At 41.5% G+C, this 14,298-nt stretch carries 15 protein-coding genes; 7 read left to right on the top strand and 8 right to left on the bottom strand.

What is annotated here, in order from left to right; all coding sequences use genetic code 11:
* Positions 1-188 precede the first annotated feature (188 nt).
* From VK664_RS20305 to VK664_RS20295, 3 genes are all read left to right on the top strand, one after another.
* Positions 189-851 carry a hypothetical protein gene (locus VK664_RS20305; RefSeq protein WP_461400531.1) on the top strand — a complete coding sequence of 221 codons (663 nt, stop codon included), beginning with the start codon at positions 189-191 and terminating at the stop codon, positions 849-851.
* A 34-nt stretch (positions 852-885) separates the two neighbouring features.
* Positions 886-1,275, top strand: a complete 390-nt coding sequence (locus tag VK664_RS20300; protein ID WP_461400530.1) for a hypothetical protein — start codon at positions 886-888, stop codon at positions 1,273-1,275.
* A gap of 73 nt (positions 1,276-1,348) precedes the next feature.
* Positions 1,349-1,798 carry a hypothetical protein gene (locus VK664_RS20295; RefSeq protein ID WP_461400529.1) on the top strand — a complete coding sequence of 150 codons (450 nt, stop codon included), beginning with the start codon at positions 1,349-1,351 and terminating at the stop codon, positions 1,796-1,798.
* Here VK664_RS20295 and VK664_RS20290 read toward each other — a convergent pair.
* The 4 genes from VK664_RS20290 to VK664_RS20275 all read right to left on the bottom strand — a co-directional run bounded on the left by VK664_RS20290 (position 1,795) and on the right by VK664_RS20275 (position 7,413).
* The gene (locus VK664_RS20290; protein ID WP_461400528.1) at positions 1,795-2,253 is read right to left on the bottom strand and encodes a YciI family protein; all 459 of its coding nucleotides are present in this window, start codon (positions 2,251-2,253) and stop codon (positions 1,795-1,797) included. The two genes, VK664_RS20295 and VK664_RS20290, sit on opposite strands and share 4 nt — an antisense overlap.
* A gap of 33 nt (positions 2,254-2,286) precedes the next feature.
* A complete protein-coding gene (locus tag VK664_RS20285) occupies positions 2,287-4,239 on the bottom strand; it encodes a TlpA family protein disulfide reductase (protein WP_461400527.1) in 1,953 nt (650 codons plus the stop codon).
* 102 nt (positions 4,240-4,341) lie between these two features.
* Positions 4,342-6,126 (bottom strand): MutS-related protein, encoded by a 1,785-nt coding sequence (locus VK664_RS20280; RefSeq protein ID WP_461400526.1) that lies wholly within the window; start codon positions 6,124-6,126, stop codon positions 4,342-4,344.
* Between the two features lie 21 nt (positions 6,127-6,147).
* The gene (locus VK664_RS20275) at positions 6,148-7,413 is read right to left on the bottom strand and encodes an aspartate kinase (protein ID WP_461400525.1); all 1,266 of its coding nucleotides are present in this window, start codon (positions 7,411-7,413) and stop codon (positions 6,148-6,150) included.
* Between the two features lie 250 nt (positions 7,414-7,663).
* On the opposite strand from VK664_RS20275, the gene fbp reads away from it, so the two are divergent.
* The 4 genes from fbp (at position 7,664) to VK664_RS20255 (ending at position 10,800) form a co-directional block, all read left to right on the top strand.
* Entirely contained in the window at positions 7,664-8,674 is a 1,011-nt protein-coding gene (fbp, locus tag VK664_RS20270; RefSeq protein ID WP_461400524.1) for a class 1 fructose-bisphosphatase, read from the top strand.
* 87 nt (positions 8,675-8,761) lie between these two features.
* Positions 8,762-9,520 (top strand): ABC transporter ATP-binding protein, encoded by a 759-nt coding sequence (locus tag VK664_RS20265; RefSeq protein ID WP_461400523.1) that lies wholly within the window; start codon positions 8,762-8,764, stop codon positions 9,518-9,520.
* Between the two features lie 23 nt (positions 9,521-9,543).
* On the top strand, positions 9,544-10,080 hold the full coding sequence (locus VK664_RS20260) for a YfiT family bacillithiol transferase (RefSeq protein WP_461400522.1): 537 nt from the start codon (positions 9,544-9,546) through the stop codon (positions 10,078-10,080).
* A gap of 159 nt (positions 10,081-10,239) precedes the next feature.
* Positions 10,240-10,800, top strand: a complete 561-nt coding sequence (locus VK664_RS20255) for an NUDIX hydrolase (protein ID WP_461400521.1) — start codon at positions 10,240-10,242, stop codon at positions 10,798-10,800.
* On the opposite strand, the gene VK664_RS20250 is transcribed toward VK664_RS20255, so the two are convergent.
* The 4 genes from VK664_RS20250 to VK664_RS20235 all read right to left on the bottom strand — a co-directional run.
* A complete protein-coding gene (locus VK664_RS20250) occupies positions 10,801-12,090 on the bottom strand; it encodes a bifunctional folylpolyglutamate synthase/dihydrofolate synthase (RefSeq protein ID WP_461400520.1) in 1,290 nt (429 codons plus the stop codon).
* A 57-nt stretch (positions 12,091-12,147) separates the two neighbouring features.
* A complete protein-coding gene (locus VK664_RS20245) occupies positions 12,148-13,038 on the bottom strand; it encodes a hypothetical protein (RefSeq protein ID WP_461400519.1) in 891 nt (296 codons plus the stop codon).
* A gap of 180 nt (positions 13,039-13,218) precedes the next feature.
* Positions 13,219-13,983: a sulfite exporter TauE/SafE family protein gene (locus VK664_RS20240; protein ID WP_461400518.1), complete on the bottom strand. Its 765-nt coding sequence runs from the start codon at positions 13,981-13,983 to the stop codon at positions 13,219-13,221.
* Between the two features lie 20 nt (positions 13,984-14,003).
* The coding region (locus tag VK664_RS20235) for an EamA family transporter (protein WP_461400517.1) at positions 14,004-14,298 on the bottom strand (295 nt) is incomplete at its 5' end.

The raw sequence follows: 14,298 nt of genomic DNA, 5'->3' as shown, positions 1-14,298 counted from the left end.
AAGTGAAGTAATTTGAAGAAGTGAAATAATAAATCTTGATTTAATTTTTCAGAAAGCTGTTCCGAAAGGGGCAGCTTTTTGCGTTTGACGTCCACTCAATAATATTGCTTAGTACAACCTGGATTCGTAAGAACGCTAATAGTAACCGGTTCTGGTCGATTAATATTTTCATCTTTATAAAAAAATATATGATGACAAAAGCTATTACCGGACCTTACAAGGATGAATCAACCAATATTATCTATCAGTTACTTTTTTGTGATAATATGGATTTGTACAAGGCAAAGATCACAACACCTTATCAATACCCGTTTGACGTTTTGTTTGCTCCTTATAGCTCTGTTAATGATCTGCAGGAGATTATTAACGACGATACTTCAGATCCGAGGGTTAGGATACTCGCGTGCAACAGGCTAAACATGGCAGGTCAAAAACCCGCATTCCAGGAGCTGCTTGCTGTGATAATAGAAGTTGGTCTTGACAACGGCCTTGATGTTTTAGCTTCATTTCAAAATGGAACGGCACGGTATATCAATCATACGGGTAAAGTATTGGTATGGGAAACATCAACAGATCAGAAAGCAAATGAGATAACCAATGCGCTTTTCCAAAACGGTGAAGAAGTGATTGCCAAAATCGGACCCTGGGATAAACCCAGAAGGCCACAACCGGCGAAAGGTAATGTGCGTCTTACCTTCCTGGTTTCAGATGGTTTATATTTTGGTGAAGGTCCCATTGATATTTTATTTAAAGATCCGTTGGCAGCACCCACAATACATTCAGCTACGCAGCTGATGGCATACATAACCGAAAAGGCATTGGCTGAAGATGTTGAAGCGGTAAGCCGATGATTTGAATATCTTTGATCTTCATGAACTGTTAGAAATGGAGATCTTATTAACCGGCAATGTGATCTGGAGTTATGACTTCGAGATCAGTCAACGGCAACCAGCCCGGGACATCTTTGCTCATGTATCGGGAATGCTACCCTTGCATTCGCACCAGGGTGAAATTATCTTAACCGCCGGCGGCTTATCGATAGTCGGAGATGTGAATCTTCATATAAATAACAATGAATTTGAACAGCTGTACCTTGGATTTGATGAAGTATTTACAAGGGCAATGGTGAAAAATTTCGGATTGTTCTGGCAGCCGCTACGAATCGTGTTTAATAAAAACTATCATCGTAAGACGATCTACCTGGTAATTGATTACAAAATGTTCAGTGCGAAAAACAAGTTGTGGTTCAACACGCTTCAGCAGGTCTTGTCTTAAGATGATAGCCGGACAACCGAAAATAATCCCTTTATCTTTTGATACAGGTTTCGTAGATTCGGTACTAAATTTTATGACAAAAAAAGCGCTGAACTATATTCTGCTGGCCACCATAGTTGCCGGTGTACTCGATATCCTGGCGGCATTCTTAAACGTCTATCTTAGTTCCGGCGGTAAACCCGGTATGGTGCTCAAATTTATCGCGAGTGGAATCTATGATAGAAAAGCTTTTGCGGGTGACGGTAATTATGAGATCATCGGGCTTGCTTTACATTTTTTGATCACCTTTATATTTGTTGTTTTTTACTTCCTGTTGTTTTCCAAAAATGAAAGGGTTAAAAGACAATGGTTGTTAGCCGGCATTATTTACGGCACTTTGATTTGCCTGTTTATGAATTTCGTGGTATTGCCCCTTTCCAATACGCCGGAGTCGCCGTTCAGGTTTTTTCCTTTGTTTAAATCTGTTATAATACAGATTATAGCAACCGGTCTTCCTATTACGTATTTACTCAGACGTTATTAAAATTTCTTTTTTTCTATTTTAGAATGTGCTTTTAAATATTCGGGCAGGGCTGCAGAGCCATACCAGGTAAATATTTCCGTCTCAAATATGTTTGCTTTAATTGCAGGATCCATTTGTAACATGGCAGTTGCTTCTTCTTCCGTTTTTGCATTGAGAATGAATATCCCCCGGTAAGTTTTGTCGTTTTTGCCCAATGGACCTGCAACTACCAGCTTCCCGCTCTGCGCCAGTCGGTTTATATTATCCATATGCCCCCTGAACAAACTGTCCGTTATTTTTTTGTCGCTTGTTGTATTTTTCCCCGTTTTCAGGATTACGAGGATATATGACTTCATTCCATAATCATCTCCGCCAAGGGATGCAGCCAGTTTCTCGTCATATTCGGGATTGTCCTTCTGTGCAAATGATCCAGCCATGATATTGAATAGCAAAATAGTTGTGATAATTTTTTTCATATCAGATTAGTCTATGGTTATTAATCGGGTTGTTTAAAAAGCTTTTTTATTGCTGGCTCCGGAACCGCCTGCTCTTGCCATTTCAATCATTATTCCCAGCTCGCTCACCAGGCCGTCGGTAGAACCACCAAAGCCAACTGACTTAAACCTGATCCTGCTGTTTGTATCGATTACAAATTTTGTGGGAATTCCATCAACCTTGAAAGCTTCCACTGTTTTGCTGTCCATATCCATCAACACGTGAAAAGGATATGCATTCTTTTCTATGAACTCGGCCACGTTCATTTTCACCACATCTTTTTCGCCGTTCTCCCAGGTATCAATAAAAACAAATTTCACATCTTTGTCTTCCTTATATTTTTCTACAGCCGTCTTCATCCCCGGAAACGATGCCTTACAAGGGCCACACCAGGTTGCCCAGAAATCAACAACCACTATTTTACCCTTCAGGGAAGCAAGAGTAACTTCGTTACCCTGCATATCTTTTAAAACAAATGCAGGCGCCGATTCATTAATCATCTTCTTGGCAAGCTCTGACCTTGTTTTTTCGAGGTTGGCAGCTTCCAGGACTGCAATATAACCGGTCCAGGATTCAGCAAAATTATTTTGAGCCAGGTAAATCCTTTTCAACTGTTCCTTCATTTTTGGCGAAGACTTGCCATCACGGACAAATCCCTCCAGTGTTGTCTGTGCTTCTTTTGGACCCTTTACCTTTTCTGTATATGCGGCAAACGACTCATTCATCGAAACATCTTTTCCTTTTATAGATTCAACCGCTTTTTTCTGAATATCATAGGCTTTTTGATATTCTTTTGAATGATATAGCAACAACGCATAGGTATCAGCATACATATTATATGTGCTCTCCATGTTTTTTCTGTACTGCGCTTCTGTTACATATGAAGGTTTATTTTTAGTTTCGGCAATCATTTCCTTTACAAGTTCAAGGGACTTTGCAGAAAGTTCTTTACCAATTTCAAGATTGCCTGGTTTTGCGTCAATACTTTCCCCGGATTCTTTCCAGCCTATAGTGTTATACAAACCAGCCAGGCTACCCTTATCCGTGATGTCAGCTGCATATTCTTTTGCCTTTTCAGCATTACCCACATTAGCATATTTAGCAGCTACGGAATATGCAAACTGACTCAGTAATTTTTTGTCTTTTTCTGTGCCCCCCGTCCATTCTTTCTTTAATTCTAAATAGAGTGCCGCCTGTTTGTCCGCATCCTTTTCAGCATAAAACTTATCAACTTTTGCGTTTTTCACCCAATTACCATCAGGGAAACGTTTTTTTATCAGGCTGTCGATTTCCGCTGCCTTTTCTTTATCCTTAAACTTATTTGCATAATATATTTTGGCAGAATTCAGTTCAGCTTCCGTAGTAGAGGAACTGTTTATAGCGGCTTCGAGTGCCTCCTTCATAGTGGCAAGGTCTGCTTCATCTTTTGAAATAGTTAAGAGTTCAGCCACTTGTATAGGTTTTTTTTGTTTGATTGAAGGGTCAGCAGCCAGCTCATCTTTGTTCCATATTAATGCAGCATCAATATCTCTTCTCAGCCCCCACATTTCTCCAAAGGCGTTATACCCCTGGCCAACACTCTTCATCGCTCCCGGCACTGGTTTTCCCGATGCAGCATATAACATGGTAAAATATCCTTTGTCGCTATTGTTATCTCTTTTTTCGTCTTTTGAAAAAGTAAGAAAGATTGCCCTGGTAGTATCATTGGTTGTAAAATCACCGGTATAGATATTTCCTTTTTTCAACAACTTAATTTCCCTGACAACCGGCACAACACCTTCCATCAGGTAAACAAAAGCCTCGGGATTTTCAACACCGAAAAGTTCTGTACCTGTAGTATTATAAGTGATGCTGATTTTTTCACCTGGCTTTGGCTTTTCGGGTTCAAATTTAAGTGCCTGTTGGGCATTTAGAATATTTGAGAAAACACCAGCAAACAGGATTACAAAAAGAGCATGGAGTTTCATGATAAGATTAATTAGGTGAGGAATGAGAGATACTAAATATAAGCATTCCGACCTTAAAACGGACAGGCATAAACACCTGAAATTCGCTTAATCGTATTGAAATTATTCCCGGATGATACCCATCTTTTTCATAAGGAATGAAGCATTTTTATTACGGGCAACACCGCGCCGGAGTGTATAATCAAACAACAATTCGCCATCTTTTATGGTGCTTTCAAAACAATAATTATCTACCTGCCCGGGAAGATCCTGCTCAAGCACAGAAAGCGAAAGATCATGGGTTGCAAACAGGGTGAGACAATTGAAGTCGATCAATTTCCTGATGAATTGCTCTGATCCATGGGTTTTATCATCCGAATTGGTCCCGCGAAGAATTTCATCTATGAGTACAAGGGCAGGAACACTGCTTTCAAGCTTATCAATGATAGCCCGCAGTTTTTTTAATTCGGCCATGAAATACGAGGTGTTTTCCTGCAATGAATCACCAACCCGGATGGAAGAAAGGATAATCATCGGCTTGAATACAAATTCCCTGGCATTCACCGGCGCACCACATTGGGCCAGTACAAGATTAACTCCAAGAGTACGGAGAAAAGTTGTTTTACCAGACATATTTGAACCGGTCAGGATTATCAGTTTTTCCTGGCGGCCGAATTCAATTGAATTTGGCACATTGACACGTGGAGGAATCAGGGGATGAGCCATGTCTTTTGTTAAAATAGCCATTTCATCCCTTACTAACGGGAATGTATAGCCGGGATTGTTAAAACAGAAGCTGCCCAATGAATTCAGCAATTCAATCCTTCCGACAATATCGATCCACGAGTCGAACTTGTTTTTGTAAATTGACTTCCAGCCTTCCAGTTTTAGCATAACCTGGATATCGTAAAGGAAAAACCCGTTTAAAACCACGAATACGATCAGGTTGAGTCGCTGGTCGAATAAAGATGATAAACGGGCAAGTTGATAAATACCCGTCCCGGCATCGGTAGCTTCATTCCCCGCGATTTTGAGTAAGGAAGCGTTTGCCGGCTCTATGTGCGAAAACATTTTCAGGATCCCTGCATACTGATCGAGTATTGCCTGCTTTTTTGTGATCAGTTTATGTTGTCCGAAAATATATTTCGAAAACATTCCTATAATCGACCAGGCGATGGCGAGCCCAATGAGTAAGGGACCAAGTTCATCCTTGTCAAGAAAATGATAAAATGCCCATATGTTAAATGCCGGTACAATATAACGGGCAAACTGGAGCCATTTCTGATTCAGCATTTTATTGGGCTCCTTTAACCACATGCGGATGTCATAAAGAGTGCCTTCCCTTTCATCGTGAAGCAGCCCGTGCGCAGTAATAAGTTGCCTTTGTAAAGGCTGGTCAGCCATAATCTTTACAGCTTGCTGGTAAGATTCAATTGTATCTGCATCCTGCAATGGTTTTTGCAGAGCCCCGCTCAAAAATTCAGAGCCAAGCCGGGTGGTGGTCCTGTTAAGCATACCATACAATGAACCGGCACCAAATATATCAAGGTCTGCTGTATAATTTTTTGGATCGGTGTAAGCGGCGCCGTTATCGAATTCATTTCGACCACCACTTAGCATAGCCAGTTCGTTCCGGTTAATAAAAAGGAGTTTTTCGGTAAGCCTTTTTTTGTCCTGAAAGTTCAAAGCCAGCCTAAGGCTTATAATAAAAAGGATAATACAAATTGCTGCCGCTACCAGGTCGCCGGTGCCAGAGGTTTGTTTGATGCTTTGATAGATAAACCAGCAGGCCAATAAAAATGATACTCCCCTGAGCGTTGAAGTCAGCAGAAGCCGGTTATTGATTTTTTTAAGCGCTTCATCATGCTTTTGGAAATTCTCTCTATAAAAAGCTTTGGGGGATAACATCTGTTTTAAATTACTTTTTGATTATGAACGCATGAGCACCTGGACGGTTTCCGGTGATTGTTGTTTAAGTACCACGGTCATTCCTGCCGTAAGTTGAGCCAGCACTTCTTCACGATAGTGCCTGATAGTGAGTAAACGAAGATTTTTTTCAACCTGTACTTCAAAATAATCTGAAGCTGCGATGGCAAGTTTTTGAATCTTATCCTCCCGGTCGTCCATGCAGATATGTACAGAAACGGCCCCGGTTTGTATAAGCCTTGGTTCTATTTTATACTCTTCAAACAAATCATATAAACGACCTATCAGTTTTTCACCGACAAAGGAAAAATCATTTGAATGCAGGTGCATAAGCACTTGCATATCCTTCAAAACAATGATCGGCGGCAGTGAAGGACGCATACTGTTATGTATTACAGTTCCGGGAACGGTTTTATCCAGGAAAGATTTAACCAGCAATGGTATATTTTTATTCTGGAGTGGTTTGATGGTTTTTGGATGGATCACCTGCGCTCCATAATAAGCCATTTCAATTACTTCATCATAGTTCAGTTCGTTTAACACCTGTGCGTCCGGAAAAGCCTTTGGATCTGCATTCATTACACCTTTCACATCTTTCCATATCGTTAAGTCAGTTGCATTGATCATGTTGGCGAAAACAGCCGCGGAATAATCACTTCCTTCCCGTCCAAGTGTGGTGCTTTCATTTTCCTGAGTAGCGCCGATAAAACCCTGGGTAACTAAAAGGCCAACCGTTTCAAGCAATGGCAATACATCCTCGTTTACCCTTGTATTCGTATATTCCCAATTTATTACTCCATCCCTGAAACTATTGTCGGTGCGGATAATATCCCTTACGTCAAGCCACTGATTAGGTATATGGGTTTCATTTAACCAGGCGCTGAATAAGCATGAAGAAAGTAATTCGCCTACACAAACCACCTGGTCATAGTAATAGTCAAAATCACGAACCGGTTTATCGTGTAACAGCCACTCAACTTCCGTAAAAAAGTCAGATAAACGGTTCAGCGTTTCATTGTAATGGGTAACCAGGAGGAATTTTGCAATGTTCAGATGATTTTGTTTTACAGCATTGAATAGCTGCAACGCCTCATCCCTGTTACCTGCATAAAAGGATTCCGCTACTTTTTCAAGTGCGTTTGTCGTTTTGCCGATCGCCGAAACAACGATTATTAATTTTTCGGGCTGATAGGAACGAACGATTTCTGCAGCCTGCTGTATTTTTTCCACTCCATTAACACTGGCCCCGCCGAATTTGAATACTTTCATACGGTCATAATTATTTTTATTTGTCGTATGGAACGCCCTGCAATATTTCGCCAGTTTATCGAAAAGGCTTACAGGGGCGTTTCATACCGTCATAACTGATTTTTAATTGTGGTATGGAATGCCCTGGAACAATTTGCCAGTGTATCGGAAAGGTTTTACAGGGGCGTTTCATATAAGTCGGTAAATGTCGTAAAATTCTTCAAATCGCTTTCAAAGATTACATTTGTTTAATGCCAGAAATTACTACCACATGAATAATCTGAACCGCAAGATCTATACACTCGATGAATTTACCATCCAACAAACAAAAGGATTTCCAAATGCCACCGGTGAATTGAGTGGATTACTTCGTGATATCGGGCTGGCTTCAAAACGTGTTAATGTTGAGGTGAATAAGGCCGGACTTGTAGACATACTAGGCAAAGCAGGCAGCATCAATGTTCAGGGAGAGGATGTTAAGAAGCTTGATCTTTTCGCAAACACCCAGTTTATGGGAGTACTGCAGCATGGAGTGAGCTGCGCCGGTATTGTAAGTGAAGAGCTGAACGACTATGTTGCTTTTGATGATGCAGTGAATAGAGACTCAAAATATGTCTGCCTCTTTGATCCCCTGGATGGTAGTGGAAATATTGATGTAAATGTGGCTATCGGAACTATTTTCAGCGTTTACCGGAGAGTAACAAAAAAAGGGGAACTCGCAAATGAGTCAGACTTTCTGCAGCCCGGGATTAAGCAGATAGCTGCGGGTTATATTGTTTATGGCTCTTCCACGATGCTTGTTTATGCCACCCGACGCAGCGTCAATGGATTTACACTTGATCCTTCAATCGGTGAATTTTGTCTTAGCCACCCGGATCTCAAATGTCCGCCCGCAGGCAATATTTATTCTGTTAATCATGGAAGTTTTTTCGAATATAGTAAAGGAGTACAAAATTATATCGATGCCTGTCAGCGCAAAACTGCTGAGGAAGGCGGGCCTTATACTCAACGTTATACAGGCAGCATGGTATCTGATCTGCACCGTAACCTTATCAAAGGTGGTATATTTATGTATCCCGGACTTACCGGTCACCCTTCCGGTAAATTAAGGTTGATGTATGAATGCAATCCATTTGCTTTTATAATGGAGGTGGCCGGCGGTAAGTCCACTAATGGCAGTACAAGAACGCTCGACATTCAACCCCAATCAATCCATCAGCGCAGCCCGCTATTTATCGGAAGTAAAAAGATGATGGAAGAACTGGAAACGTTCCTGGCCTGATACAAGCGTGATTAACGCTGATTTGTGTCGTCTTTTTTAGATAAATTGCATGTTAGTGTCTTTTAGTTTTATTATTCAAACGATACAATGGTAATAATCGGGGTCAAAAATCTTGTAAAAAAATATGGTCAGTTCGAAGCCGTTAAGGGAATAAGTTTTGACGTGCATGAAGGCGAAATCTTTGGTTTATTAGGACCAAACGGGGCGGGCAAATCAACTACACTTGAAATCATCGAGACACTCAGGGAGAAAACTTCGGGTGAAGTAACCGTAAATGGATTCAATCTTGACGAAGATCCTAACGAAATAAAGAAGGTGATAGGGGTTCAGCTCCAGGCTTCCGGATTTTATCCCGGACTCTCGCTCGTTGAATTGATTCATCTTTTTTGCGGTCTCTATAATCACAGCGTGGATCCGATGGCTTTGCTTAAAACAGTAAACCTTGAAGACAAGGCAAAAAATAAATACAAGGAACTTAGTGGTGGACAGAAACAACGGTTTTCAATAGCTACCACACTAATCAATAAACCCAGGATCATATTCCTGGATGAACCTACAACCGGTCTGGACCCCCAGGCTCGTCGCAATTTATGGGACCTGATCACCGATATCCGGAAACAAGGTACAACCATTATCATCACTACTCACTACATGGATGAAGCTGAAGTTTTATGTGACCGTGTGGCAATCATAGACGCCGGCAAAATCATCGCTATGGATACTCCTGACAAACTTGTTGACAACCTGGTTGCCACGGGTTTTGAAAGACCAAAGGAAGTAAAAAAAGCGAACCTTGAAGATGTATTCATTAATCTGACTGGTCACGATCTCAGGGCGGAAAGCTGATCCGTAAATCATAACTCAAAACAATGGCAATACAAACCGGTGACCCAAGATATCCAATCGGAAAATATATTGAAAAGGAGTTTTCCGATGTTCAGAAAAAGCAATGGCTTAGTGATATTAAATATTTGCCGGGTTTGATTGAATATTGCATTCAGAACCTGGATGAAGCGCAGCTTGATACACCTTACAGGGATGGCGGATGGACAGTGAGACAGGTAGTACATCATGTGGCCGACAGTCATATGAATGCCTATATCCGGTTTAAACTCGGATTAACGGAGAACAATCCTACGATTAAACCTTATGAAGAAAGCTTGTGGGCGGAACTTGCCGATACAAAAACGATTCCTATCAATGTTTCACTAACCTTATTACATGCGCTGCATCTTCGCTGGTTCGCTATACTTGAAGCGATGACCGATGATGATTTTAAAAAGACAGTATTTCATCCCGAAAAAAAACAGGATCTCACATTATGGTACCTGCTTGGATCATATGCCTGGCACGGGAAACATCATGTAGCCCATATTACGACCCTGCGGGAAAATCGGAACTGGTGATCTGAGAACTGTTGATCAAAGATGTGCATGAAGAGATGAAAATAAATGATAAGTATAAAAACCAATAGTATTGATATACAGGGTTAAATAATTCGCGCTGGTTCAAAATAAAGTGAAGGTGATTAAAATTAAAATGAAGGTGATTAAATTAACTGTTGAATGAAAGATCTGAAATGGAAAACGCTGAAATCCGAATATTTATTTAAAGATTTGTGGTTCACCGTTCGCAATGATACCTGTGAAAGACCTGACGGTAAAATAGTAAGTCCTTATTATGTATACGAATTCCCAACCTGGGTGAATGCAGTTGCACTTACTGTTGAAGGGAAGGTGATATTGGAAAGACAATATCGCCATGGCTCGGGTGAAGTAGGATGGGAGATTCCTGGTGGCTGTGTGGATGATTCAGACGCCACCTATAAAGACGCAGTGGCCCGTGAACTGCTGGAAGAAACCGGTTATGTATTCGATAACTATGAATACCTGGGTAAAACTTCTTCTAATCCTTCTACCAACAATAACTGGATGCATATGTACCTGGCTACCGGGGGCAAACTCGTACAGACCCAGGAACTAGATGATAACGAAGATATCGAAGTCCACTTGTTTACTATCGAAGAGGTAAAAGACCTGCTTCGCACCAACCAGCTTACTCAAAGTATGCATGTAACAAGCTTGCTCTATGCATTGAGAAAACTCGGTGAGTTGAAGGACCTTTGATTAAATATCAACCTCTCCAACAATAAAAACGCTTCCACAAATCAGAACCAGGTCGGACTTGTTTGCATGATGCAGTGCGTTGCTCAATGCTGTATTCACATCAGGATAACAGTCACCGGTAAGGCCAGCTGCCATCGCTTTCTGCTGTAGCAGTTCAGCATCCAGGGCACGCGGGATCTGCGCCCTGGTAAAATAATACTTTGCTGTTTTAGGAAGAAGCGACAATACCTTTTCGATCTCTTTGTCTTTTACCATTCCAAGAATGATATGCAAATGGTGATAATCGGTGAGTTCAATTTGTGCCACGAGTTGTTTGATCCCATCTTCATTATGCGCAACATCAAGCACAACCATCGGATGTTCATGTTTTACATCCCAACGGCCATGAAGGCCAGTCAATGTTTTTACCTGTGAAAGACCGGTTTGCGCTGCCGTTTCATTTATCTCGTAACCAAGCATCCGCAACTGGTGAACAGTTTCCAATACGGTGATTAAATTTTTTGTCTGATAATAGCCTGGAAGGTCAAGCAGATAATTAGATCTGTCAATATGGTGCTGGCTGTCTACACCCGTCATCAGCTTATGGTGTTCATATTTCCATTCGGCAACATACTGGCGCTGGTCAGCAAAAAAAACCGGGGCTTGTTTTGCGGCACCGATGAGTTCAAAGATGGAAGCTGTTGTTTTATCGGTTTCTCCTATTACTACCGGCACACCTTTTTTTATGATCCCACCTTTTTCAATGGCGATTTTCTCAATGGTATTTCCCAGGATATTCATATGATCCAGGCCAATGTTTGTAATAACCGACACTAATGGGATAACTATGTTTGTAGAGTCAAGACGCCCGCCCAGACCGGTTTCGATGATGGCAATCTCTATATCCTTTTCAATAAAATACTCAAAAGCCATGGCAACTGTGATCTCAAAAAACGAAGGTTCGAGTTTATCAATCATCGGCCTTATTTTTTCTACAAACCTGATCACAAAATCCTGGGCAATCATCGCGCCATCAACGCGGATACGTTCCCTGAAATCTTTTAAATGAGGGGAGGTATACAAGCCGGTTCTATAACCAGCGGATTGCAAAATGGCTGCGAGCATATGGCTCGTGCTACCTTTACCGTTAGTTCCCGCAATATGAACAGATTTTAATTTGTCCTGGGGATTGCCAAGGTATTCACACAGAGCTAAAGTATTGGTAAGATCAGATTTATAAGCACTGACACCGATACGGCTATACATTGGAAGGCGCGTAAAGAGGTAATTGATCGTTTCATCGTAATTCATACTATAACAAAACTAATGAACCCTGATGAAGGATGAGAGAAGAATAGCAGAACACGATTAATTTTTCAGGCGAAAGTTGAATACAATTGTTCCTACAGACTCTGCTTCACCACTATTGAAGCGGACCTGCATAGCCTTACGTTTTGCAATTGCCTTCATTGATGCATCAGAAGTGGTTGAACCCCTGGGTTGATATTCTGCGGAAACAACATTGCCACTTTCATTTACTTTAATGTCCATGGCAACCTTTGCATTTTCATTGAACTCATCCTCAAATGCCGGTACACCGGTAACGCGACGTCCCTGCAGACCCCTGGAAATAGAAACACCACCAGTGCCGCGACCACCACCTTCATAGTTTTTTGAATCCGGATTACCCCCGGGCTTGCCCTGGTCACCAGTACCACCAGCTATACCCTGGTTACCACCTTTTTTATAGGAATCAGACTCATTGCCACCTTTTCCATCGCCGGCTACACCTTTAAATACCGCTTTAGGTTTAGGAGCGGGAGGAGTTGGATTTGTAACGGGAGCCGGTCTTGAAACCGGTTTTTCAACTATCTCTTTTTCAGGTGCTTTTTTTGCATCAGGTTTCGTAACGCGGGGTTTTACAATCTCAGGTGCGTCTTTATCTTTGTCGTCAGTTTCAATATCCTTTACAGGCTCAGAAACAGCAGGAGAAGCTTTTGGTGGGGTGTATGCAGGTCTTGCCTGTGATGGAGCAGGGCGGTCGGGCGACATTGGCTGATCTTCACCAAGGCCCATATCACTATTGCCAAGATTCACTTCGATACCTTCTTCCGGTGGTTCCGGCGGTTGGGTTGGAAGCGTCCATTTTACAAATAGAAAAATGACCAGCAGACAGGCACAGATCACTGCCGTATATCCACTTGCTTTTGCATTTTTCTTAGATTCAAAATTATCCGTGATATAATTATTATCGCCCATTTTCCCGCGTTTACCCGGTAAATTTAGTATTGTTTGGTCTATAACGATACAAAGAATATGCTAATTGCAGAACGGTCCTAATCTGAACTGTTAAAAATTATGAATAGAGGAGTCGACAATGTTAAAAATCACAAATAGAAAGTTGATAAATTAATAATTTCAGTGAATCCGGGGGCATCATCAAAATCTGAAAATATCATAGGTGAAACGTAATATCGTTATACATACTACAATAAGGAAGAACACCCTGATGAACCGGTTGCCTTTTAAAATAGCAAGCCTTGCTCCGACAATGCCACCCGCTGCATTACAAATTGCCATGGGCACTGCAATGGCATACATCACCTTCCCGGCGTAAACGAAAAAAACAATTGATCCCAGGTTTGTAGCCAGGTTCACAAATTTCGCATGGGCACTTGCTTTCAGGAAGTCCTGTCCAAGTACTGCTATAAAACAGATGATAAGAAAGCTTCCTGCACCAGGCCCGATAAATCCATCATAAAATCCAATGATAAGACTGATTACAGCTGCATATAAAAACAACCTTTTTGGTGGAAGGTTTTTTTCGATATGAGTTCCGAAATTTTTACGGCTATAAGTATAGATCGCTACAGCAATCAATATGCAAAGAAGGAATGGTTTCATAAATTGATTGCTAACAAGAGTCAGCAACTTTGAACCAACCAGGGCCGCGCAAAATGCTATAACGGCCATCATAAGAAGCAACTTCAGATGAACCTTCACTTTGCGGGCATATTGTATGGAGGCGAAAGCAGTTCCGGTAAAGGCTGGAATCTTAAGCGTTCCGATTACGTTGGATACGGGATACATTGGTAGCAACACCAGTGCCGCCGGTGTTTGAATAAGCCCACCGCCGCCAACTATCGCATCTACGAATCCTGCAAGGAAAGCTGCGATACACAAGAGTATCAGTTCAGTTGTCATTGTTATTTTAGAGTATCAATTCAGTTGTCATTGTTATTTTGTGAAGTACTCAAAGGATGTTTGGCCGGAAGAGCTTTACTTTCCAACGCTGAAAAATCTGAAACAGGTTTTGTTGAACTGATATTAGCCAGCACCAGACCGGTAATAACAAGTGCGCCGCTGATAATATGGATTCCCATTATTTGTTCATCCAGTATAAGCACTGCTTCCAGCGTGCTGAATATCGGGATAAGATTTCCAAACAGAGCCGTTCTTCCTGATCCCAGTCTTGCGATCGCAGCGTTCCAGCATAGATAAGAAATTACGCAGGCACCG

Origin of the sequence: Flavitalea sp. (assembly GCF_035489435.1) — a bacterium.
GTDB lineage: Bacteria > Bacteroidota > Bacteroidia > Chitinophagales > Chitinophagaceae > DATHKG01.
Note: the sequence above shows the minus strand (reverse complement) of the source record. Positions and strands in the feature narration are given on the sequence as shown.